The sequence below is a fragment of the Mesorhizobium sp. CAU 1741 genome, from assembly GCF_039839275.1.
Lineage (GTDB): Bacteria > Pseudomonadota > Alphaproteobacteria > Rhizobiales > Rhizobiaceae > Aerobium.
On record NZ_JBDOQP010000005.1, the window covers coordinates 140,319 to 163,161 of the forward strand.

Below are 22,843 nucleotides of genomic sequence, written 5' to 3' on the forward strand. Positions count from 1 at the left end.
TTGGCGAAAATCATCAGCAATGCGTACATCAATTTCTCCGAGCACGGCGTCGATAACTGGATAACCAACTGGGCGCCGGAGCGCATCGACATCGGGTTCGCAGGCGGCTCCTCCGTTTTTCTGGGGAGCGATTTTGCTTTTGACTATGCCTCGGAGCTTTGGTCCGGCACGGCGACCTATTACGCAGAGTTCGATAACAGCGGCAACATCACCCTCGAACTGAGCGAATTCGCCCACCCGGCTCCGCTCTTCCAGTATGACTGGACCACGATATTCAACGAGGTCCTCGCAGGCCCCGACGTGATCGGCCTTCTCGGCACGTCGAACGACGTGGTGTTCGCCGGCGGCGGCGACGACGCCATCTACAGTCATCGCGGGTCGAAGTTTATCGACGGCGGTTCGGGGATCGACACTGTCGCCTATGAGATGCCGGTGGCCAGCTATGAGCGCACACGCGACAACGAGGCGCTTTACGTCAGCGGCGAAGGATCAGACGACACTCTCGTCTCAGTCGAGCGCGTTGCCTTCGCCGACGGCGTCATCGCCTTCGACGACAACGCGTCGCAGATGTACCGCCTCTATCAGGCCGCTTTCGACCGTACGCCGGATAGCGAGGGCCTTTCATATTGGGTCGCACAGGCAGACGCGGGGGTCTCGCTCGGGCAGGCCGCGAACGGCTTCATGGCGTCAAACGAGTTCCGCGACATCTACGGCCAGAACCCGACTGATTCCGACATCATAAATCTGCTCTATCTCAACGTCCTCGACCGTGAGGCAGATCAGGCCGGCTTCGACTATTGGGGCGGGCAACTGACGGCCGGCCTCTCCCGCGTGGACCTTCTGGTCCAATTCTCCGAAAGTGGCGAAAACGTAGCAAACTCCGCCGCGGCGATCGAAGGCGGTATTTGGCTGGTGTAGAGGTTGCCGCATCGGCAGTGCTGGGCGTCCCCGGCGGCGCGGACACTCGCGCCGGGGCATGCGACGAGGTTACCGGACGGCTTCTCGGCGGTTCTGCCTGACGCGATAAGCCTCCAGACACGCCCCCACGCGTCTGATCTCGAATTGACTTTTGTCACCTAGATTGACTATTGTCTAAGCTCACAGGAGCTAGGCATGCCAGTCCGTTCCGGCGACCAGATCGTGCACAAGGCCGCGTGGTTGTATTATACGCATGGCTTGCGCCAGGACGAGGTCGCGCGCCGGCTCGACATATCGCGCGCATCCGTCGCGCTCTACCTGCGCAAGGCGCGCGAAACCGGTATCGTCACCATCACCACCTCGACCCGGCTGTTTGCCAGTGACGTGCTGGCGCGCCGCATCGAGGATGCTTACGGGCTGGACGGGGTCTGGGTGGTGCCGGATGCGGGCGCGGGCGTGGAGCCCGGCGCAGAAATCCCGGCGCTTGCGGCGAGCGTCTTCCTGTCTCTTGCCGCCAGCGGGCAGAAGATCGGCATCGCCTGGGGTCGCACGGTTTATTCCATCGCCGACGCCATGCCCTATGCCGACCTGCAGGACGTCACGGTCGTCCAGCTCTGCGGCAATCTCGGCGCACCCTATTCCTACCGGCCCGACCAGTGCACGATGGAGATCGCCCGCCGTCTCAACGCCAAGGGCCTCAATTTCTATGCGCCGCTGGTCCTGTCGAGCGAAAGGCTGGCACGCGAACTGCGCGAGGAGCCGGTGATCCGCGAACAGCTCGCCGGCGTTTCCGACTGCGACCTTGCGCTGTTTTCCGCCGGCCTCGTCGACGAGGACGCACATGTCGTCAAATGCGGCGCCATGACCGCGCAGGAGGTCGAGGCCCTGCGCGCGCAGGGTGCCGCAGGCGTCATTGCCGGGCAAATGATCGACGCCGATGGCAATCTGCTGGACTGCGACTACAACCGCCGCGTCATCTCGGCGGACTTCGCTTCCCTGCGCAGGATTCCGCGCCGCATGGTGGCAGTGCAGGAAAACGCCAAGCTGGCGCCCCTGCGTGCGGCACTCGCCGGCCGCTTCGCCACCCATCTGGTGCTGTCGCAGGCGATGGCCGAAGGGCTCATGGCCGACGCCGCCTGACCAGCCTCAATTCAACACCTTATCTGACGGAATGGACTGACCATGAAGAACCTCTGGAACGATACCGAAGCGGAAGCACTCGTCGCCCACTATGCCGCCAAGGGGATCGAGCGCGACCTGGCGCTGCGCGTCTACACGACGCGGCTGCTCGGCGGTGAGCCAAGGTTGGTCCTGCATGGCGGCGGCAACACATCCGTCAAGCTCGAGGCGACCGACCTCGTTGGCGATACATGGCCGGTGCTGTGCGTGAAGGGCAGCGGCTGGGACATGGGCGTGATCGAGCCGCAGGGCCTGCCGGCGGTCAAGATGGCGCCGCTTCTCAAGGCGCGCGCGCTCGACGCACTGTCGGACGAGGACATGGTGGCGCTGCAGCGCGCCAACCTGATCAACCCTGCCTCGCCCAACCCCTCGGTCGAGACGCTGCTGCACGCCTTCCTGCCGCACAAATTCGTCGACCACACGCATTCCACCGCCATCCTCGCCATCGTCGATCAGGGTGACGACAGCGAACCGCTGATCCGCAAGGTGTTCGGGCCGAAAATGGGCTACGTGCCCTACATCAAGCCTGGCTTCGACCTCGCCAAGGCTGCCGCCGAGATCTACGACCAGGACCCGTCGGTGGAGGGGCTCATCCTCGACAAGCACGGCATCTTCACCTTCGCCGAGACCGCGAAGGACGCCTACGACCTGATGATCCGTTACGTCACCATGGCCGAGGACTATGTCGCGGCCAACACCGTCAACCCGCTCAAGCCGATCGCACTGCCCAAGCGCCTGCCCGACCCGGCGGAGATCGCCTCGATGCTGCGCGGCGCGGTGGCCGCCGGCCTCGGCGAGGGCCGCTACGACCGGATGATCAGCGATTTCCGCACCTCGCCTTCGGTGCTGGAATTCCTCAATGCCGAGGGGCTGGAACGCCGTGCGGCACGCGGGGTCTCGACGCCGGACCTGTCGATCCGCATCAAGACCGGGCCGATGGCCCTGCCCGCGCCCGACGCCGACGACCTTGCCGGCTATGCGGAGACGGTGAAGAAGCACGTCGCCGACTACGTTGCTGAATACACGCGCTACTTCGAGGAGAACGACGCGCGCGACGACGTCACGCGCACCATGCTCGACCCGATGCCGCGCCTGGCGCTGGTGCCGGGGCTCGGCATGTTCGGCTTCGGCCGCACGCTGAAGGACGCGAAGATTGCCTCGGACGTGGGCGAGATGTGGATCGAGGCGGTGCGTGGCGCCGAAGCCATCGGCGATTTCCGCCCGCTGGCGAAATCCGACCTGTTCGAGCTCGAATACTGGTCGCTGGAGCAGGCCAAGCTCGCCGGCAACAAGCCCAAGCCGCTGACCGGGCAGGTCATGCTGGTCACCGGCGGCGCCGGCGCCATCGGTGCGGCCACTGCTAAGGCGTTTGCCGCGCAGGGCGCGCATGTCGTGGTGGTCGACCTCGACGCCGACAAGGCGAAGGAGGCCGCGAAGGCTGCCGGCAACGCCTCGATCGGGGTGGGCGCCGACGTGACCAAGCCGGCCGACATCGCGGCCGCCTTCGAGCAGGCGGTGCGCAGCTATGGCGGCGTCGACATCGTCGTCTCCAATGCGGGCGCGGCCTTCGAGGGCGGCATCGGCGAGATTGACGACGCGCTTTTGCGCAAGAGCTTCGAGCTCAACTTCTTCTCGCACCAGAATGTCGCGCAGCAGGCGGTGGCGATCTTCAAGGCGCAGGGAACGGGCGGCGTGCTGCTCTTCAACACCTCCAAGCAGGCGGTGAACCCGGGTCCGAAATTCGGCGCCTACGGCCTGCCCAAGGCGGCGACCTTGTTCCTGTCGCGCCAATACGCGCTGGAATATGGCGGCATCGGCGTGCGTGCCAACGCCGTCAACGCCGATCGCATCCGCTCTGGCCTGCTAACCGACGACATGATCGCCAGCCGCTCCAAGGCGCGCGGTCTGTCGGAAAAGGACTACATGTCCGGCAATCTGCTGGGGCTGGAAGTGACCGCCGACCACGTCGCGCAGGCCTTCCTGCACCACGCGCTGGCCGAGCGCACCACCGCCGACGTGACCACCGTGGACGGGGGCAACATCGCGGCGACGCTGCGCTGAGGGCATTTGATCTTCGCTGGCCTGTGCATCCCGATGGGCGAACGAAGTGAGCCTCTAGGGACGCATGGCATCGATGACGGTCGCCCGGTGCCAGACCCGCCGACTGGGGGTCAGGCCGCGAGCTGCTGCGCCGTCTCGCGGCGCCATTCTGTTGCCGAAATGCCGTAGCGGTGCTTGAAGGCGGCGGCGAAGTGGGCCTGGCTCCTGAAACCGACGCGGTAGGCGATCTCGCGGATCTGGACGCTGGCCTTCAGCGGGTCGGCGAGATCCTTGCGGGCGATCTCCAGCCGCGTGACCCGCATGAACTCGCACACCGTCTCGTCGGCCTCGTGGAACACCTTGTGCAGGTAGCGGACCGAGATGCCCATCGCCTCGGCGATCTTCGCCGGCCCGAGCGCGGTGTCGGCGGCGTTGGCCTTCACATAGGCCGCGCAGCGCCGGAAGATGGCGTTGCGGCCGGACGGCGCAAGCGTGTTCTGCGTATCTGCCTCGACCGCGATGCTGACGAGTTCGATGACCTGCGTGCCGTAGCCGTAGGCCATCGGCACCGGCATGTGGCGCACCTCGCTGACGAGAAGCTTGAGGTGGTTGGCGGCGATCCGCCATGGTGAGCCACTGCAGTTGATCGGCTGGGCGAGGAGCGACTGCACGTGGCGCAGCCGTGCCTGGAACAGCGACGCGGGAACGAAGACGCCGAGCGCGCAGTAGTCGCCCGAGCCCTCGAAGGCGAGGCTGTGGGCGCAGTCGAACAGCGCGTACTGGCCCTTTTCCAGCTCGCAGCGCCGGTTGCGGTGGATCACCGAGATCGACCCGCTCTCGACAAGCAGCAGCAGGAAGCGATCGGCACGCGTGTAGGCGAGGCCGGAGAGTTGCTCGACCGTGTGAGCTCTCTCGACGGTCAGCGTGACGAGCTCGACATTGCCGAGCAGCGTCACCGGGACCTTCGAACTCTTCGGGGCAAGCGGATGTCCCGAGACGCGCAAGGATGAATTGATCATTGTTTGCTCCGCACAACGTACGAGGCGAGTTCCCATTGTCGAGCCCGCGCGCCGCTCTGCGTCGGCTTGGCGGAACGGCCAGTTCACTCAGCCACTCACAACGATATGCATACATATGAAAAGTATACTGTCAATAAGATTGCGCTTCGGTTTCTGTACGCTCGGTAGCCCTTCCCGGGCCAAAAGCCGCCATCCGCATAGAATTCTGGGCGAGGCGTTCGGCGGCCGCTGGCCGGCTTGGCAGTGGTGACGGCGTTGATTGCGCGCCTCGCTTCGGCCAGTCGAGGTTCGGGGGACTGGTTCGCTCATGGAAAAGCCACCATGCGCGGTGGCGATGGGCCGTGCTGTGTCGGCGCAATGCGGGCGGATAGACTGCGCCCACAGCAACCCAACGGAGACTCGGCAGTGACGAAGAAAAGACGGTTCTTTCCGCGTGAATGGTCGTGGCCCGACGGCAAGGTGATGGCCGTCACGATCGGCGTGCCGTTCGAGGCATTCCGGTTCCAGAGCCAGTTCAACTACATCGCCACGCCCGGCAAGAAGGACCTCCTGTCGCTGTCCTACGCCGATTATGCGTGGAAGTCCGGCATCTGGCGGCTTCTCGATCTGCTCGACCGCTTCGGCGCCAAGGCATCGATGGCGACCAACGGCCAGGCGGCCGAGACCCACCCCAACATCGTCAGGACCTTTGTTGACGAGGGCCACGAGGTGATGGGCCATGGCTGGGTCAACGACATCTACATCAAGGACGCCGGCGAGGAAGAAGAGCGCGCCGAGATCAGGCGATGCACGCAGGTGCTCACCGAAGCCTCGGGCGGTGTGCGCCCCGTCGGCTGGACCAGCCCCGGCAGCACCGGCTCGGACCACACCATCCGCATCCTCAAGGAAGAGGGCTATCTGTGGAACGGTGACGACCTCAGCGACGACCTGCCTTTCGTCGTCGAGAGCGGTGCAGGGCCGTTCGTGATGATGCCGCGCCAGAGCCTCGCCACCAACGACATCACGCATTGGGTGTTCTCGCGGCACTCGCCGAACGTCATGTGGGAAGGATTCCGCGACACTTTCGACGCGCTCTATGCCGAGGCGAAGGAAGGCGGCGCACGCTCGATCGACATCACGCTGCATGCACACATGGCCGGCCGCCCGACGCTGATACCGGCGATCGAGAAGATGCTGTCCTACGCGATGGAACATGACGGGGTGTATTTCACCCGCAAATGCGACATCGCCCGCTGGACGCTCGACCGGCACGAGAGGCAGGGCACGGCCTGAAACGCATGGAGCGGCGGTCGTGGACCGCCGCTCCTTTTCATTGTCGGCTGTTTCTTCAGGCCGCTTGTTCGGCACCAAGCCCGGCGTGGAACGCGGTCAGCAGCCGAAGGAACTCCTCCGGTTGCTCGCGGAAGGGGAAGGAGCCGGAACGGTTGATCAGGTGGAACTGTGCCGCCCGCTGCTTCGCCGCGATGATCCTGTACAACCACACCCCATGATCGACGGTGACCAGCGGGTCGTTCTTCGCCCAGATGATCTGGGTGGGCACCTTGACGCCGTCTTCGCGCGCGACCCGGAAGAAGCGCGACTTCGCCCGCATGATCGAGACGTGCAGGGCGCTGTCTGCGGCGATCGTGTCCTGCGCGGCGACGGCCCGATGTCCCGCCTTCGTTGCTGCGGCCACCGATGCGTCGAGCAGCGCGTCGTCGATGTGATGGTGGCTGTAGGACAGCCTCTCATACGCCCAAAGCTGGGATTCCTTCGACCATAGCGGCCGCGGCGGGCTGAGCAGCGTGAGGTTCTCGACGCCGTCGCCGGTTGGCGAGGCGGCATTGCTGGCGACGATCGACAACGAGGCGACGCGCGGGGCGTGGTCGATCGCCGTCCACAGCGCGACCAGCCCGCCGAGATCGTGGCCGACCAGATGCACCGGCCCGTCCTGCTTTTCCAGCAGTGCGGCGACATGGGCGACCATGCGGTCGACGGTGAGGGGGCCGGAACCCGCTTCGGTGCCGGCGCTCGCCAGCATGTCTGGGGCAAGCACCGGTCCGTGCGCGGCGAGGCTTTCCAGCAGCCGGCCCCATAGATGGGTTCCGCCGCAGAACGGCGACAGGCCCGGCAGTCCACCATGCAGCAAGACCGTCGTGCGGCCACCGCCGGACCCGCCGCCCACCACCCTTGTGGAAACGCCGTCGACGCTTGAAATCGTTTCGGTTAGATTGGTCATGGGTCCCTCAGGCGCTGTGCGATGCGACGAAGCCGTCGAGCAGGGCGTTGAAACGGTCCGGATGCTCGCGATAGACGAAGTGGCCGGCCTCGTTGATGATGTTCAGCGTGGTGCGGCGTTCGTGGGCAGAGATCATGTTGAACATCTCGACGCCGCGTTCGGCGACGACGGTACGATCGTTGAAGCCCCAGATGATCTGCGTGGGGCGCTGCAGCCTGCCCTCGTTGATCCACGCCAGCGTCTCGCGCTTGTAGCGGGCGAGGTCGGTGATGAAGAGCCGGGCGCCGAGCTTCTCGTCGACCATCTTGGCGACGCCCTTGCGGTATTCCGGCTGCGACAGCACGTCCATCACCACGTCTATCCATTGCTCGGTGACGGTGTCGGGCTTGTAGCAGTAGTTCTCGTAGACCCATCGCGCCGATTCCCGCGTGTAGGGCGGGAAGGGGGGGCTGGCGAGCGTCACCTCATTGGTGCCGACACCGGGGCTGAGCGTGCCGGAAGAGACGATCGTCAGCGAGCGCACCAGTTCCGGGCATTCCATTGCCAGGCGCGCGGAAGCAAAGCCGCCACGGGAATGGCCGACGACGTGCACCGGCGCGAGGTCCAGCGTGCGGATGAAATCGGCGATGTGGCGCACCACGCGGGACATGACATAGTCCTCGTCGCGCTCCGGCACGTCTGTGTAGCCCTGGCCGATCTTGTCGGGCACGACGACGCGGTAGTTTGCCGACAGGGGCACCGCGTTCAGGTCCCACACCGAGGCGCTGGAGGCGGCTTCGCTGCCGCCGAAATTGCCGCCATAGATGAACACGATGGTCTCCTTGCCGGAGCCGAGATCGTGATAGGCGGTGCGAATGCCGCCGGCATCGACATACTGGCGGGACGGAAAGGCGCCGGCGGGCGCGGACGAGGTCGAGGCGGGCATTGTCATCTCCTATGCGGCTGCCTTGCCGGCGTTTGCGAAGGGTGCCCGGAGGCCCCGTTGTTCGAGCACCGGCAGCACGTCCCTGTTGAAGCGGGTCATGCCGTCGATGAAATCGACATAGGTGAAGAGGATGCCGTCGAGCCCCGCCTGCGAAAGCTGCGTCAGCCGCTCGGCGATGTGGTCGGCGGTGCCGACGAGCTGGTTTCCGCCGCCGCCGGCGGCGAAATGCGTGCGCAGATTGTTCAGCGTCTCGATCGACATGCCCTTGCCCGTGGCAGCATTGCCGGCCACCCAGCCGTCGACGCTTTCCTTGTCCTGATGCTCGACGGCGTAGTGGTGCAGATAGTCCTGCGCTTCCTTCATGGTGTCGCGCTGCACCATCGGCGCGTAGGTCCAGACCTGCACCTCGCGGCCGAACTCGTCGCGGGCAAACTGCTTGTAGGCGCTGATCTGCGTGGCCCATTCCTCCGGGTCCTCGGAGTGGAGCAGCAGGAAGCACACATCGGCGTTCTTGCAGGCGAAACGCCGGCCCGTCTCCGAGCCGCCGGCGCTCATGATCGGCGGGCCGGGTCTCTGCAGGGGCTGCGGCATAGACATGGCGCCCTGCACCTTGAAGTGCGCGCCCTCGAAGTCGAACTCCTCCTTCGACGTCCACAGGCGGCGGATGATGTCGAGCCATTCGGCCAGGTGCTCGTAGCGCTCGGTGTGTTCGCGCAACGGCGCGCCGAACATCTCGAGCTCCGGCTTGTTCCAGCCGGCCACGACGTTGAGGACCAGCCGGCCGCCCGAGATGATGTCGATCGTCGCGCATTGCTTGGCCGCGGCGATCGGGTGGATCGTCGGCGCGTGGCTGGTGGCGAACACGGCGGCGTGCGACGTCGCCTGGGCGACGCCGGCGGCGAAGGTGAACGGGTCGAGGATGATGCCGCCGGGGCTGTCCACGCGCCCGGGGATATAGCCCTTCCAGCGCGCATAGGCGACGATCGCCTCGTAGCCCGCCGCGTCGGCTAGCTGCGCCGTGCGCACGACATTGTCCCACGTCGGCCTGTAGGCTTCCTGCACGAGCGTATGGGCGGAACCCTTGCCGTTGGTGCCGAAAATCCCGATCTTGAGCCGGTTGGGGCCGAACAGCGGATTGTTCGGCCGGCTGGCAGGTTCAGTCATCGAGCATCTCCCGGTCATCACGGCGCGGCCGTGCAATTCGATGCTCCGACATCTATGACCAGCAGCGCCGGAACGCCATGCGGGGCTTTTCGCGGCAGCGCCCGGAAGTTTTTCTGATGACGGTCGCACCTTCCGGCACGGGGCGGCGGCGTAATATCCGGTCGGCTGAGAAGCAGCATCGGAGCATCGCAAATGGCTTTCCAGGGCAAGCTTGCCGTCGTCACCGGCGCGGCCGAAGGCATCGGCGCGGCGATCAGCCGTGCCTTGTGGGAGGCCGGTGCCGACATCGCGGCGATCGACGTCAAACCGGTCGAGGAGGTGCGTCTGACGGGCGGCCAGGCGCAGGACGGGCAGCGCTTCCGGTCCTATCTCTGCGATGCCACGGCGTCGGACGAGGTGCGCGCCGTCTGCGCGCGGCTACAAGCCGATCTTGGCCCGGCCGCGATCCTCGTCAACAACGTCGGCGGCGGCGGCAACGAGCCCGGCGACGACGTCGAGACCATCACCGACGAACAGTGGGAGTTCGTGCTTTCACTCACCCTGTCCAGCGGCATGCGGTTTACCCGTGGGCTGGTCGGCGGCATGAAGGCGCAGGGCTACGGGCGCATCGTCAACATCTCGTCGTCGCTCAAGGACGGCGTCTTCGGCTCGGTTGGCACCGTGCGCGGACGGCTCCCCTACGTGACCTGCAAGACCGCCGTGGTCGGCTTGACGCAGCAGCTCGCCAACGACCTCGGCCCGTTCGGCATCACGGTCAACTGCGTCAGCCCCGGCCTGACCTTGCCCGGCGCGGACGCGCGCATCACACTGCGCTACAACGCGCTGCCTGCCGAGGAGCAGCAGAAGCTCCACGGCCACATCCCGCTCGGCCGGCTGGCCAGCGGGGAAGACATCGCCAATGCGGTGCGGTTCCTGGCGACCGAGGAGAGCGGCTACATCAGCGGCCAGACCATCACCGTCTCGGGCGGCGGCTATCGCTGAAAGCTGCGGCTTCAGCGCAGGGCGCGGCCGTCGGCATCGAAATAGTGCAGGTGCTGCGGCGGGGCGGCGAGGCCGACGGCGGCATCGGCGTCCGGCAGGTCGCCTTCATGCACCACGAGGCAGGTCTCGCCGCTGTCGAGCCGGACATGCAGCAGCGACGACGCGCCGGTATATTCGCCGATGGTCATGTGGCCGGCGAGTTGGCCTTCGCCGGGCGCGACGATGCGCAAATGCTCCGGCCGCACGCCGACGCTGGCCGTGCCCTGCGGCACCGCTCCCAGCCCGGTGGCGGACGCGGCCTGCAGGATGTTCATCTTCGGGCTGCCGATGAACTGGGCGACGAAAAGATTGTCGGGCCGCTCGTATAGATCGCGCGGCGAGCCGACCTGTTCGACGAGCCCGTCGCGCAGCACCACGATGCGGTCCGCCAGCGTCATCGCCTCGATCTGGTCGTGGGTGACGTAGATCATCGTGTTGCCGAGCCGCTTGTGCAGCGCCGCGATCTCCGAGCGCATGTGGACGCGCAGCTCGGCATCGAGGTTCGACAGCGGCTCGTCGAACAGGAAGACGTCCGGATTGCCGACGATGGCGCGGCCGATGGCGACACGCTGGCGCTGGCCCCCGGAAAGCTCGCGCGGGAAACGGTCGAGCAGCGCGTCGAGCTTGAGGAGTTCGGCCGCCTGGCCGACGCGTTCGGCGCGTTCTGCGGCCGGCACTTTCCGCACCTTGAGGCCGAAGCCCATATTGTCGCGCACGTTCAGGTGCGGATAGAGCGCGTAGGACTGGAACACCATCGCCACGCCGCGCTTGGCCGGCTGAACCTCGTTGACGACGCGGTCGCCGATGCGCAATTCGCCCGACGTGATGTCCTCCAGCCCCGAGACCATGCGCAACAGCGTGGACTTGCCGCAGCCCGACGGCCCGACGAAGACCACGAACTCGCCATCGCCGACATCGAGGTCGATGCCGCGGATGACATCCACCCGCCCGAAGCGCTTCTTGAGGTTGCGAAGGGTCAGGCTGGACATGGTGCCTCCCGGAGGGTGTTGGATGGAAGGGGCGGAGGGGGAGGTGCTCTACGTTGCCCCCCTCTGTCCTGCCGGACATCTCCCCCACATGGAGGGAGATCGGCTGTGTTTAGAGGCGGCTTCAATCGCCGACGTTGCAGGAATGGCGACACCAGATATGAAGGCCAATCTCCCCCCTCGTGGGGGAGATGTCCGGCAGGACAGTGGGGGGCAACGTAGAGCGGAGGCGCATACGAATAGGGGCACGTGCCGCTCATCCCTTCACCCCCGACAGCGCGAAGCTTTCGATGATCTGGCGCTGGGCGATGAGGTAGACGATGAGGATCGGCACCACGGCGAGGCTGGTGGCGGCGAGCTGAAGGTGCCAGAGCGGCGTGCCGTAGGGGTCGGTGAAGTTGGACAGCGCCAGCGGCAGGGTGAAGTTCTCCAGCGACGAGATGAAGATCAGCGGTTCGAGGAACAGGTTCCACGAATTGAGGAAAGTGATGATGGCGACGGCGGCGAGCGCGGGGCGCGACATCGGCAGCGCGATGCGCCACCAGACGCCGAAGCGCGACAGGCCGTCCATCTTGCCGGCTTCCTCGAGTTCCCTGGGCAGAGCCAGGAAATACTGACGCATCAGGAAGGTGCCGACGATGCCCTGCGGGCCGAATACAGGCAGCAGGATCAGCGGCCAGTGGGTGTCCATCAGCCCGGCCCAGCGCATGAGGAAGAAGTTGGGGATGATCGTCACTTCTTCCGGCACCATGAGCGCCGAGACGAGGAACAGGCCGACGAGGGCCGCACCGGCGAAACGCAGCCGCGCCAGCGCATAGCCGGCCAACGAAGACACGAACAGCGTCAGGCAGGTGACGGCGACCGCGATGTAGAGCGAGTTGAAATACTGCCGCGCGAAGGGCTGGTAGGTGAAGACCTCGATGAAGTTGCGCCACTGGAACGAGGTCGGGATCAGGCTCGGCTGCCCGAAAATCTCCGTCGGTCCCTTGAGCCCCGACGAGACCATCCACAGGAACGGGAAGACGAAGGGGATCGCCACAACGGAAAGCGACAAGGTCCAGCAGACCTGGCTGACGATGCGAAGCTGCTTGCGAGTCAGCGCCATCAGGTGTCCCTCCGGCGCAGGACGAGCTGGAAGACGGTGAGCACCATGACGATGACGAACATGATCATCGCCAGCGCAGAGGCGTAGCCGACATTGAAGAACTGGAAGCCCTGCTGGTAGATGTAGAAGGCGAGCACCAGCGTGCCGTTTTCAGGTCCGCCGCCCGTCATCAGGTAGATGTGGTCGAATACCTTGAACGAGCCGATCGTGGTGATGACCATGATGACCAGCGTGGTAGGCCCCAGCAGCGGCCAGGTGATCATGCGGAAGATCTGCCAGTTGGAGGCGCCTTCGAGGCGTGCGGCGGCCTCGTAGTCGCGCGGGATCGCCTGCAGCGCGGCTATGTAGAGGATCATGTTGAGCCCGACCATCTTGATGACGCGGGTGACGATGACCGCGACCATCGCCCAGTCGGGTTCGCGCAGCCAGTTGGGACCGTCGATGCCGATGCCGGCCAGCATCTGGTTGACGAAGCCGGCCTCGCCCTGGAGCAGGAACTTCCACACGATCGCCCATGCAACCGCCGAGGTGACGACGGGCGCGAAGAAGACGGTGCGGAAGAACACCACGCCGGGAAAGCGCCGCGACAGGGCAAGTGCGAGCATCAGCGCCAGTGCCATGTTGAACGGCACGAGGCCGATGGCGAAGACGATGGAATTGCGAACCACGAGCCAGAAATCGGCATTGTTGAACAGCGCGTCTTCGTAATTGGCAAGGCCGACGAAGGTCGCCTGCTGGCTCAGCAGGTTCCACTCCGTCAGCGAATACCAGACGACGGCGACGAGCGGCCCGACGAAGAAGATCAGGAAGCCGGCCAGCGTCGGGCTGATGAAGAGCCATGCCTCCATCGCCTCGCGCATCTTCAAGGTGAGCCACGGCGCGCCTTCGCGCGCCGTGGTGCGGGTTGCCGGCTTGGCTGCCACTGTCCCGTCCTTGCTCTAGAGCAGCGGCTCGATGGCCGCGCAGACGGCCGTAAGCGATTCCTCGACATTGGCGTCGGGGCGCCACAGCGCATCGACGCGCGGCTTCATCGCCGCGAGGATCTGCGGGCTCTTCTCATGGCTCGGCAGCACCTTGCCATTAGCGATGGCGTCGGCGACCACCTTCATCTGATCGGCCGGGATGAGTTGGTTGGAGCTGACGAAGCCGTCGCTGGCGAGCACGCTCTTGCGCGCCGGCGGGAAGAACTGCGCCATGGTGGCGACATTCTCCTCGTTGGTCATGTGGGCGACGAACTCGGCCGCCAGTTCCTTCTGCTGGCCGGCCGTGAAGACGACGATGGCCGCCTGGCCGATGACCGGCGATTCGCCGCCGGGACCCGAGGGCAGGGGCGCGATGCCCCAGTTGAAGCCGGCCTTCTCCATCAGCGAGGCGCGCGAGATCTGGTTGATCGTCATCGCCGCGCCGCCGGAGAAATAGTCGCCCTGCTCGCCGGGCGGCACGATCGACTTGTCGGTGAACACCATGTCGTGGAGCTGCTGCACGGCGGCGATCGCCTCCGGCTTGTCGAAGCCGCATTCGCCATTCGCCCACACGTCGCCGCCATAGGCGCGGATCGGCGGCATCATGGCGTGCATGATGCGCGAATCGTAGCCCTGGCCATCCTTGAACTCGAAGCCGTAGGCCTCGTTGGCCTCGGCCAGCGCCTTGGCGACTTCTTGGAAGTTGTCCATGTCCCATTCACCGGCGGCGGCCAGCGCCAGCGGGTCTTCGAGACCTGCCTTGTCGAACATGTCCTTGTTGTAGAAGATGACGAAAGGCGAGGTCGAGAACGGCACGCCCCAGACCTTGCCGTCGCCGCTCCACAGGCCCATGGCGGGCTCGGAGAAGTCGGCGAGGTCGTAGCCCTCGGCGGCATTCAGCGCCGGTGCGAGGTCTTCCAGCACGCCGGCATTGGCGAAGGTGGAGGCTGCGTCCTCCATCATCCAGCCGGCATCCGGCGGGTTGCCGCCGGCAAGCTGGAACGTCAGCTTCTGCGTGTAGTCGGCCGCCGGGATCGTCTCGAAACGAACGGTCACGTCGGGGTGCGTCTCCTTGAAGCTTTCGGCAATGCCGTTGAGCATCGCCAGGTGCGCCTCGTTGCCGGTCCACACCGTGAAGCGGAGTTCGGCGGCACTGAGCGCGGTCGACATCATGCCGAGCGCCAGCGCCGACATCGTGATGCTTTTGAACAATGGTCTCATGTCATTCCTCCCTAGAACCTCTAACCAGATTGAACTTTGGTCTTCCTCTCACGCATCGATGGCCGGCAGCGCCCGCCACGAGTCCTGAACCGCTTGCCTCACGCGGCACCTCCCGGAAGCGCGCCGGGGGCGTCGCCGATCGTCCAGCCGCCGTCGACCGGAAGGTTGATGCCGGTGACGTAGGCGGCGGCATCCGAGCAGAGGAACGCGACCGGGCCCGCAATGTCGTCCGGCAGGCCGGGACGCGCGGCCGGAATCTTCGCCGTCACGGCGGCGCGGAAGGCGGGATCGGCATAGCGTTCGGCGGAAGGGCCGGTCTCGATCGCGCCGGGAGACACGACATTGATGGTCACGCCATTGCCGGCGACGTCGCGCGCCACGGCCTGGACCGCCGTCAGCAGCGCAGCCTTGGTGGCGGCATAGGCAACCGTTTCTGCGCGGGGACGCGCGGCCATGACGCTGCCGATCGCCACCACGCGGCCCCAGCCGCGCTCGGCCATCGGCGGCACCAGCACGGAGGCAAGCGACAGGAACGCGCCGACATTGACGGCGAGATGTTCCTGCAGATGCTTCGGCTCGACATCCTGCCATGGACGCCGGACCTCGACGGCCGCGCAGCAGACCAGGATGTCGATCGCGCCGTGGCCGGCCAGCATGTCACGCGCGAAATCCGCGACGCTGTCGGCGGCGAGGAAATTCGCCTCGACCACGCCGACGCTGCGTCCCGACGCCTGCAGTTCATCGGCAAGCGCAAGCGTCGTCTGCGCATCAGCGAAGTGATGCAGCACGATGTCGGCGCCATCACCAGCCAGCCGGCGGGCGATCGCCGCGCCGATGTCGGAGTTGCCACCTGTCAACAAGGCGCGGCGGCCAGCCAGGGGCAGGGTCACGCTCACGACGCCGTCGCTCCCTCGTCGCCGAGCCTGTCGGCGACCTCGAAGGAGGCGATGTCGGCGGCCTCGAAATGGATCTCGATGCGCTTTTGCGCCGCGTCGGCATCGCCTGCGACGATGGCGTCATAGATCGCCTGGTGGCGCTCGACGGTGGCGTGCCAGTCGGCGTCGGTGCGGTTGGAACGGCGCGAGAACAGTTCGGAGACCTCGCGCTGCACGGCGCGCATGCCCTCCATCTGCACCCGGATCATCGTGTTGCCGGTAGCCAGCGCAAGCCCGAGATGGAACAGGATGTCGGCCTCGGTGAAGCCTTCCGGCTCCTTGAGCGCATGGCGCATCTCGACCAGCGCACGCTCCATGACCGCCAGGCCCGACTTGTCCTGGCGCTGGGCGGCGAGGCGGGCGATGCCGGTCTCGACCACGCGGCGCATCTCGTTGGCCTCGCGCAGGCGCTCAAGGCTGGAGCGCACCGCATAGCCGTAGATGCGCTCCATCGGTTCGCCATTGATCGCCTTGGCGCGGGCGACCTTGCCCTGCTGGGTGGAAATCAGTCCGGCGGAGGTGAGCTGGCGCAGCGCTTCGCGGGCGATCGGCTTGGAAACGCCGAACTCGCGGGCGATCTCGCCCTCGGCCGGCAACGCATCGCCCGGCGCGATGCGACCATCCAGCAGCGCGGCGGCGATGGCGTCGGAAACCGTGTCCGCGAGCCGTGCGGGGATTGCCGGCTTGGCGGAGAAAAACGACTTCTTGCCTGCGTCTGCGCTCATGGACCTCCCCTTTGTCTGGCGATGCGTAACATGGTCATTCCAACTTAGCAACTAAGTTTATCAGTTGCCAAGCAATCCGGTTCCTGTCTACAAGAGCAGGCGCGATTTCGCCGCGACGACGAGGGAGGAACACGTGACAGAGACCGCATCGCAGAGCGCGGACATCAAGATTACCGACATCATTGCCCACCCGCTGACGCAGACGCTGCCGCGTCCCACCGTCACCTCATGGGGCAAATATTCGGAAGTCTCGATCGTGCTCGTCGAGGTGCGCACCGACGCCGGTATCACCGGCGTGGGCGAGGCGCTGGCGCGGTTCTCGCCGCGTGCCTATGCCGATCTCATCGAGACGTCGCTGAAGCCGCGCCTTGTCGGCCAGGACCCGACCAACATCACCGCGCACTGGCGCACCATGCGACGCGCGCTTTCGGGGCGAGGCGGCGGCATGCTTTTCGAGGCGATCTCCGGCGTCGACATCGCGCTGTGGGACATTCTCGGCAAGGTCGCCAACATGCCGATCCACCGCCTGCTCGGCGGCATGGGCCGCACGGAAGTGCCGTGCTACGCCGCCTCGGTGAACTGGGGCGACGACGCCTTCATGGACGAGCAGCTCGACGCCTATCTCGAAAAGGGCTTTCCGCGCATCAAGGTCAAGGTCGCCAAGCCGGTGAAGGATGCCTGCCGGCGCATCGAGCGGCTGCGCAAGCGCGCCGGCGACGATATCGATCTGTGCGTCGACGCCAACTGGGCCTACACGCTTGAGGAGGCGGTGCAGGTCGGGCGCGCACTCAGCGCCAACGGCTATTTCTGGTTCGAGGAGCCGCTGCGACCCGAGGACGAGGCCGGCTACGAGGAACTGCACCGGCGCTGCGACACCGCGCTGGCGGCGGGCGAAAGCAATTACACGCTCGACCAGACGATGCGGCTCGTGGCCAACCGGACGCTGTCCTACATCCAGCCGGACGTGGCGCGCTCGGGCGGGATCACGGAGACGCGGCGGATGGCGGAATTCGCCGACGCGCATGACGTGCAGTACGCACCGCATATCGGCATGTCCGGCATCATCTGCGAAATCGCGAGCGTGCATCTCGCCGCCGCCATGCCGAACGTCAAGGCGATGGAATGCGAGACGGACGAAAGCCCGTTCAAGACCTGGATCACCGGTGCCGCGCCCGGCGCCGACCGGCAGAAGAACGGCATGCTGCCGGTCCCGACGGGTCCCGGCCTCGGCGTCGAGGTCGACTGGGATGCGGTCAAGCGGCTGCGGGTTCAGTGAGGGGAGCGGCATGACACAGACGATCGAAGACATGGCGGAGGCGATGCGGCTGGCGATGCTGCGCGCCGACCCGAAGCTGAGCCGTTTCGACCCGCTGCAGCGTATCATCAGTCACGACATGTTCTCGGAAGGGCATGGCGGCTGGTCGCAGCTCGTCGGCAACTACCAGGGCGACCTCGACACGATGCTGCCGGGCTACGCCCAGCACACCAGCGCCATGCTGTCGACGCTGCCGCACTGGGACGCCGGGTCGCATGGCGGCATGGGCTCGTCCTATGCGCTCAAGATCGCGACGCGGCCGCGCCGCGGCGCGCAGAACGCGGCGATCAAGCGCCACACCTTCCGCCACCGCGGCAAGATCCGCTTCGAGACCTATTTCACCTTCAAGCCAGAGGCGACCGAGCTGAAGCTGGGCGAGACCGACGTGCGCGCCGTCGGTTTCCTGTTCGATCTGCAGTCGGGCGACAGCGATGCCGGCGGAGAGCGCGTGATGCCGCATATCCGCTTCCTCAACGCGCTCGACGGCGAGCATGTCCAGAAATGGCAGTTCAAGCGCTCCAACACCGAGTTTCAGCCGGTGGGGGAGGGAGACGGCGTGCTCAGCCACTACCATCTGGCACCCGAGGGCTGGGAAGACCTGCCCGGCGGCAGGCAGCGCCTGTGCTACAACGAGATCGCGACCAAGATTAACTGGACCTATCTCTGCTTCGACTTCGACCTCGACACGATGATGCCGCTGGCGCTGCGCTGCAACGACCGCGAACTGGACGTGTCGGGCATGGATTCGATCCGCATGCCGGCGATGAAGAACCTGTGGTGCATGCTCAACTTCGTGTTCTTCGCCGAGACCGACACCGACAAGCGCGCCTTCCTCTATGTCGACTCGGTCTGCATTTCGGGGGATTTCTGATGCTGCCGGAAAACATCACCGCCATCGTCGCCCGCAACGACCGCTGGACAGGCAGCGCGGCCAGCGAACCGCACGAGGCGGGCTGGGCGCGCGAGGCGGTCTTCTTCGTGCGCGCGCTGAAGGCGCCAACCGGCCCGCAGCCGGTCGTCCGGGTGGAGATGTCGCCCGACGGCATGCACTGGGTCGCTGAAGGTAGCGAGGCGCCGATGCCGGCGCGCAAGGACGAGATTGTCGCGCTGCGGGTCAGGCATTTCGGCGGCTGGCTGCGGATCGCGGCGGATTTCGACGGCCCCGCGCAAAGCACGGTGCTGGTGACGCTGCACCTGAAAGCCTAGCGCGTATTGCGGAACAGTCCGCGCCCGAAACAGTTGGGGTCACTCCAAACGGGAGAATGACCATGACGAAAACAGACAAGCAGGACCTTCAGAAATCCATCGAGAAGGCGGTCGACAACACCAGCGGCGGCGGTCATCTCGGCGGCACGCATTTCGGCCAGTCGGCGGACGCCAAGACGACGTCCACCGTCACCGACAAGGGCAGCAAGGCGCGCCCCAACAACGGCCGCAACTGACGTTCTTCAAGCGCCCGGGCGTCGCCGCTCGGTGAGCATCAGCCCGAGACCGCAGGCGATGATGAGAGCAGCGCCGGCCAGCGTCGCGGGATGGGGAAAATGCGCGAAGACGAGGATGTCGACGAGCATCGCCCAGACCACCGTCGAATAGCGCGTCGTTGCCACCAGCGCCGGCCGGCCATTGCGGGTCGCGGCGACGATCAGCAGGTTGCTGGCGACGTAGAGCACGATCATGCCGGCAACGACCGTCATGTCCGCGGCGTCTATCGGCAGCCAGCCGTGCCGGCCGCCGGCGACGAGCGCGAAGACCAGCGTGATCAGGCTCGCCGTCAGCGACATTTCCAGTGCCGAGACGAACTCGCGGCGGCGGCGGGTCATCAGGTCGCGAAGCACGAACAGGGCCGCCGAGCCGAGCGCCGCTGCCCCGCCCATCAGGTCGCCGCCGAAGGTCGGCGTGGTGGCGATCGCCGCACCCGCGAAGCCGACGCAGACCAGCACCTGCCCGGTCCTGCTAAGCCGTTCGCCCAGCACCAGTGCTGCGCCGCACATCACGCCGATCGGGATTGCCATCATGATGGTGGCGACCAGGCTGAGCGAGGTTGTGACGAGCGCGAAGACGAGCAGCAGGGTCGCGGACGCCTCGACGCCGGCGCGCAGCAGCGAGAACAGCGACGGCCTGCGCCAGCCCGTCCACAGGATCACCGGCAGCAGGATGAGGATCGCGCCGCCGGCGCGCAGCAGCACGATCTGCAGGACCGGCAAGGTCGCCAGCGTCGCGATCAGCGCATTGTTGCCGACGCCCGCCGCGACCGCGCCCAGCCCCTGCAGGATCGCCAGGCGTTCGGAAGGCGGGCTCATCCCCGGCCGCCCCGGGGGGACTGCCTATGAGTTGGTCGACCCCCACTCCGATCGGCTTCGCCGACCACCTCTCCCCCGCTCGACGGGGGAGAGGAACCCAAGCTGGAAACACGCTCGCGTTGCGGCAGCGCCTTTCCTTTCCCCCGTCGAGCGGGGGAGAGGTGGCCCGCGAAGCGGGACGGAGTGGGGGTCGACGCACTCCCCAGAGCCCCTATGCGATAGCCCTGCCCGTCGCCCGGCACGAAGCGAAAGCCGGTGCGTTGGCGATAGGGCGCGCCGGGGCGCAGGATCGTATCGGGAAAGGCTGGTTGGTTGGGCGCGTCGCTGAAGCGCGTCGGCTCCAGGCACAACCCGTGGCGCGGCTTGTAGGCGACGCCACCATGACCGGGCACCGGGACGTCGAGCTTGAACCCGTCATAGAAATGCAGGCCGGGCTCGGTGGTCCAGACTTCCATGGCGAGATCGCCGCTGGTGCTCTCGACGAGGCCGGCGAACCGTGGGGCGTCGCCGGGCTTTTCGTCGAGCATGTAGCTGATGTCGTAGCCGACGGCCGGATCAGAGGTGCGCGGGTGGCGAAAGTCGAGCGCGCCTTCGACCGGCACGAAACGGCCGGTCGGGCAGTTGTCCTCGGCCCATTCCAGCCGGGTTGAGGCAGGGATCGTCAGCCTGTGGCCCGCGATCGTGCCCGTCCCGTCGAGATTGAAATAGCCATGGTGAAGCGGATTGAACGGCGTCGGCCTGTCGCTTTGCGCGGTGAGCTCGATCCATAGCCAGCCATCGGCGAGGCTCACGGTGCACCGCATCGTCACCGCGCCCGGATAGCCTTCCTCGCCGTCCGGCGAATGCAGGGAGACCGTTGCCTGCGCTGGCCCGGCCTCGACCGCCTGCCAGTTACGCCGGCCGAAGCCGTTGTGCCCGCCATGGGCGTGGTGCGCGCCGCCATTGCGGCTGAGTTCGAAGACATCGCCATCGACCCTGACGTCCGTCGCGGATGCGCCCGCCGAAACGGCCGGCAATGGCGCCTATATGCGGCGAGTGATGGAGGTACGGCTCGGCATGGTCGAAGCCCAGCACCACGCGGCGGATTTCGCCGGGCAGTTGGACGGTCAGGTCGGCGACGACCGCGCCAAGCGTGATGATCTTCGCCTCCAGCCCATCGGCGGCAATGTCGGCGGAGAGGATGGGCTGCCCGTCGGGCATGGTTCCGAATGGCTGGAAGCCGGGCACGTCATGCTGCAAGATTATTGGCCTCGTCAACGAACGCCTTTGCGCGGCGTGACAGTTCATCGAGCCCGATGCCGGGCTTGTAGAGCGCCGAGCCGATGCCGTATCCGCTTGCTCCGGCCTGGTGCCAGGCCTTGAGCGCGTCCGGCGTGACTCCGCCCACGGGCAGCAGGCGGATGTCGGCGGGCAGGACCGCCCGCCATGCCTTGAGCCCGACAGGTCCCAGCGTCTCTGCAGGAAACAGTTTTAGCGCGTCGGCACCGGCCTCGATGGCGGCGAAGGCCTCCGAAACCGTGGCGACGCCGGGCATGGCGTGGAGTTTCGCCGCGCGTGCCGCCTTCACCACGCGGGCGTCGAAGTTCGGCGCCACCACCAGCCGCCCGCATGCATCGGCAAGCCGGGCGCAATCGTCGGCGCGCAGCACCGTGCCGGCACCGATCAGCGCGCGGTCGCCGAACGCTTTTGCGATCAGGCGGATGCTCTTGAACGGCTCCGGCGAGTTGAGTGGCACCTCGATGATCCGAAAGCCGGCGTCGACCAGCACGCGCGCCGTGTCGACCGCCTCGGCCGGCTCAAGCCCGCGCAGGATGGCGACCAGCGGGCAGGCGTCGAGCATGTCATGCAGCATCGTTGGATGCCTCCTGCACCGTTTCGAGAATGGCGAGCGCGCCGCGGATCGCCGCCTCCTCGCCGCCGTCTATCACGACCAGTCCGAAAGTTTCAGCCGCACGCGCGTAACGCTCGTTGAGCCCGTCATTGCCGACGATGCCGATCGCGCCGCCGCGTTCGAACCAGCCCTGTTCGTGCGCCTGGCGGAACTCGCAGCCGATGACGAGGCCGGAGACATAATCGGTAATCTCGCTTGCCGCGAGCTTGCCGGCCAGCATTCCGGTGCGCGCCGAGAAGATCAGCGAGAGGAAGGCGGAGGCATCCGTGCGTTCGTCGGCCGCGTAGGCCAGACCACGCGCGAAGGCCTCCCACCGCGGCTCCGGCGACGCAGGTGCGGCCGAGCGCGCGATGAACGAATGCTGCGACAGAAGCGCGAAGATTTCGCCGGTCACGAAGGTCTGGAAACCTGCGATCCGCCCGCCTGCCACCCGCGCCCACTTGCTGTGGGTGCCGGGTAGAACCACCGTCGCCTCGCGGTCGAGGCCGAAGCCGGCGATCTGGGTTTCCTCGCCGCGCATCACGTCGGGATAGGGCCAGCGCGCCGGGTCGGTGAGACCGCCGAGGAAAATCAGCGGCGAGCCGTTGGGCAACGCCGTTTCGTGCGCGCCGCGTGCAAGCGCCCGCAGATCTGCCGGGCAGGGCACGTAGGGCAGCTCGATCCAGCCATTGCGGCTGGTGATCATGCCAAGGCAGACGACCGGAAGAGCCGGCCACTGGCCGAGCCAGTCGTCGAGATTGCGCAGCAGCAGCGGCTCGAACTCGTCCTTGGCAAGCTTGCCGATGCCGTCCGCCGTCTCGATCGCATCGAGCACGCTACCGTCCGGCGCGGTGAGGAAGGCGCGGAACGAGGTCGTGCCCCAGTCGACGACGATGCAGCGCGGCGCGGTTTGCTGGGCGGTCATTTTTGCGGGCTCCACT

At 66.4% G+C, this 22,843-nt stretch carries 23 protein-coding genes and 1 pseudogene; 9 read left to right on the forward strand and 15 right to left on the reverse strand.

The features are described 5' to 3' along the window. The 3 genes from AAFN84_RS19610 to AAFN84_RS19620 all read left to right on the forward strand — a co-directional run bounded on the left by AAFN84_RS19610 (position 1) and on the right by AAFN84_RS19620 (position 4,158). Positions 1-918, forward strand: coding sequence for a DUF4214 domain-containing protein (locus AAFN84_RS19610; protein WP_347516365.1), 918 nt, complete (start codon positions 1-3; stop codon positions 916-918). Positions 919-1,113: 195 nt separating this feature from the next. Then, positions 1,114-2,058, forward strand: coding sequence for a sugar-binding transcriptional regulator (locus AAFN84_RS19615; protein ID WP_347516366.1), 945 nt, complete (start codon positions 1,114-1,116; stop codon positions 2,056-2,058). Between the two features lie 42 nt (positions 2,059-2,100). After that, positions 2,101-4,158, forward strand: coding sequence for a bifunctional aldolase/short-chain dehydrogenase (locus tag AAFN84_RS19620; RefSeq protein WP_347516367.1), 2,058 nt, complete (start codon positions 2,101-2,103; stop codon positions 4,156-4,158). 110 nt (positions 4,159-4,268) lie between these two features. On the opposite strand, the gene AAFN84_RS19625 is transcribed toward AAFN84_RS19620, so the two are convergent. Beyond that, a complete protein-coding gene (locus AAFN84_RS19625) occupies positions 4,269-5,156 on the reverse strand; it encodes an AraC family transcriptional regulator (RefSeq protein ID WP_347516368.1) in 888 nt (295 codons plus the stop codon). A gap of 405 nt (positions 5,157-5,561) precedes the next feature. On the opposite strand from AAFN84_RS19625, the gene AAFN84_RS19630 reads away from it, so the two are divergent. After that, positions 5,562-6,428 carry a polysaccharide deacetylase family protein gene (locus AAFN84_RS19630; protein WP_347516369.1) on the forward strand — a complete coding sequence of 289 codons (867 nt, stop codon included), beginning with the start codon at positions 5,562-5,564 and terminating at the stop codon, positions 6,426-6,428. Positions 6,429-6,483: 55 nt separating this feature from the next. Here AAFN84_RS19630 and AAFN84_RS19635 read toward each other — a convergent pair whose 3' ends face one another. From AAFN84_RS19635 to AAFN84_RS19645, 3 genes are read right to left on the reverse strand one after another with little or no spacing between them, the layout of a single operon-like run. After that, positions 6,484-7,374: an alpha/beta fold hydrolase gene (locus tag AAFN84_RS19635; RefSeq protein ID WP_347516370.1), complete on the reverse strand. Its 891-nt coding sequence runs from the start codon at positions 7,372-7,374 to the stop codon at positions 6,484-6,486. Between the two features lie 7 nt (positions 7,375-7,381). Continuing rightward, a complete protein-coding gene (locus AAFN84_RS19640; protein WP_347516372.1) occupies positions 7,382-8,299 on the reverse strand; it encodes an alpha/beta hydrolase in 918 nt (305 codons plus the stop codon). A 9-nt stretch (positions 8,300-8,308) separates the two neighbouring features. Further along, positions 8,309-9,463 (reverse strand): LLM class flavin-dependent oxidoreductase, encoded by a 1,155-nt coding sequence (locus tag AAFN84_RS19645; RefSeq protein ID WP_347516373.1) that lies wholly within the window; start codon positions 9,461-9,463, stop codon positions 8,309-8,311. Between the two features lie 192 nt (positions 9,464-9,655). Here AAFN84_RS19645 and AAFN84_RS19650 point away from each other — a divergent pair, with 192 nt between their 5' ends. After that, positions 9,656-10,444 carry an SDR family NAD(P)-dependent oxidoreductase gene (locus tag AAFN84_RS19650; RefSeq protein WP_347516374.1) on the forward strand — a complete coding sequence of 263 codons (789 nt, stop codon included), beginning with the start codon at positions 9,656-9,658 and terminating at the stop codon, positions 10,442-10,444. A gap of 11 nt (positions 10,445-10,455) precedes the next feature. On the opposite strand, the gene ugpC is transcribed toward AAFN84_RS19650, so the two are convergent. The 6 genes from ugpC to AAFN84_RS19680 form a co-directional block, all read right to left on the reverse strand. Then, the gene (gene ugpC / locus AAFN84_RS19655; protein WP_347516375.1) at positions 10,456-11,472 is read right to left on the reverse strand and encodes a sn-glycerol-3-phosphate ABC transporter ATP-binding protein UgpC; all 1,017 of its coding nucleotides are present in this window, start codon (positions 11,470-11,472) and stop codon (positions 10,456-10,458) included. Positions 11,473-11,725: 253 nt separating this feature from the next. Continuing rightward, complete coding sequence (locus AAFN84_RS19660; protein WP_347516633.1) at positions 11,726-12,568, reverse strand: carbohydrate ABC transporter permease; 843 nt, start codon at positions 12,566-12,568, stop codon at positions 11,726-11,728. Between the two features lie 5 nt (positions 12,569-12,573). Beyond that, positions 12,574-13,434 carry a sugar ABC transporter permease gene (locus tag AAFN84_RS19665; RefSeq protein ID WP_347516634.1) on the reverse strand — a complete coding sequence of 287 codons (861 nt, stop codon included), beginning with the start codon at positions 13,432-13,434 and terminating at the stop codon, positions 12,574-12,576. A 78-nt stretch (positions 13,435-13,512) separates the two neighbouring features. After that, entirely contained in the window at positions 13,513-14,757 is a 1,245-nt protein-coding gene (locus AAFN84_RS19670) for a sugar ABC transporter substrate-binding protein (RefSeq protein ID WP_347516376.1), read from the reverse strand. 98 nt (positions 14,758-14,855) lie between these two features. After that, positions 14,856-15,653: an SDR family oxidoreductase gene (locus tag AAFN84_RS19675; protein ID WP_347516377.1), complete on the reverse strand. Its 798-nt coding sequence runs from the start codon at positions 15,651-15,653 to the stop codon at positions 14,856-14,858. Then, a complete protein-coding gene (locus tag AAFN84_RS19680) occupies positions 15,650-16,417 on the reverse strand; it encodes a FadR/GntR family transcriptional regulator (RefSeq protein WP_347516378.1) in 768 nt (255 codons plus the stop codon). The genes AAFN84_RS19675 and AAFN84_RS19680 overlap by 4 nt, the downstream gene beginning before the upstream one ends. 133 nt (positions 16,418-16,550) lie before the next feature. Here AAFN84_RS19680 and AAFN84_RS19685 point away from each other — a divergent pair, with 133 nt between their 5' ends. The 4 genes from AAFN84_RS19685 (at position 16,551) to AAFN84_RS19700 (ending at position 19,174) form a co-directional block, all read left to right on the forward strand. Continuing rightward, a complete protein-coding gene (locus tag AAFN84_RS19685; protein ID WP_347516379.1) occupies positions 16,551-17,693 on the forward strand; it encodes a mandelate racemase/muconate lactonizing enzyme family protein in 1,143 nt (380 codons plus the stop codon). A gap of 10 nt (positions 17,694-17,703) precedes the next feature. Then, entirely contained in the window at positions 17,704-18,603 is a 900-nt protein-coding gene (locus AAFN84_RS19690; protein WP_347516380.1) for a DUF6772 family protein, read from the forward strand. Then, on the forward strand, positions 18,603-18,938 hold the full coding sequence (locus AAFN84_RS19695; RefSeq protein WP_347516381.1) for a hypothetical protein: 336 nt from the start codon (positions 18,603-18,605) through the stop codon (positions 18,936-18,938). Before AAFN84_RS19690 ends, AAFN84_RS19695 begins: the two co-directional genes overlap by 1 nt. 62 nt (positions 18,939-19,000) lie before the next feature. Next, positions 19,001-19,174 carry a hypothetical protein gene (locus AAFN84_RS19700; protein WP_347516382.1) on the forward strand — a complete coding sequence of 58 codons (174 nt, stop codon included), beginning with the start codon at positions 19,001-19,003 and terminating at the stop codon, positions 19,172-19,174. A gap of 6 nt (positions 19,175-19,180) precedes the next feature. Here AAFN84_RS19700 and AAFN84_RS19705 read toward each other — a convergent pair whose 3' ends face one another. The 5 genes and pseudogenes from AAFN84_RS19705 to AAFN84_RS19725 form a co-directional block, all read right to left on the reverse strand. Next, positions 19,181-20,032: a DMT family transporter gene (locus tag AAFN84_RS19705; protein WP_347516383.1), complete on the reverse strand. Its 852-nt coding sequence runs from the start codon at positions 20,030-20,032 to the stop codon at positions 19,181-19,183. Next, the gene (locus tag AAFN84_RS19710) at positions 20,029-21,048 is read right to left on the reverse strand and encodes a hypothetical protein (protein WP_347516384.1); all 1,020 of its coding nucleotides are present in this window, start codon (positions 21,046-21,048) and stop codon (positions 20,029-20,031) included. The genes AAFN84_RS19705 and AAFN84_RS19710 overlap by 4 nt, the downstream gene beginning before the upstream one ends. 22 nt (positions 21,049-21,070) lie before the next feature. Continuing rightward, positions 21,071-21,319, reverse strand: a pseudogene (locus AAFN84_RS19715) (hypothetical protein); the annotation flags it as partial. Next, entirely contained in the window at positions 21,261-21,884 is a 624-nt protein-coding gene (locus tag AAFN84_RS19720; RefSeq protein WP_347516385.1) for a 2-dehydro-3-deoxy-6-phosphogalactonate aldolase, read from the reverse strand. The gene AAFN84_RS19720 and the pseudogene AAFN84_RS19715, both read right to left, overlap by 59 nt. Continuing rightward, positions 21,874-22,827, reverse strand: a complete 954-nt coding sequence (locus AAFN84_RS19725; protein WP_347516386.1) for a 2-dehydro-3-deoxygalactonokinase — start codon at positions 22,825-22,827, stop codon at positions 21,874-21,876. The genes AAFN84_RS19720 and AAFN84_RS19725 overlap by 11 nt, the downstream gene beginning before the upstream one ends. Positions 22,828-22,843: the final 16 nt, after the last annotated feature.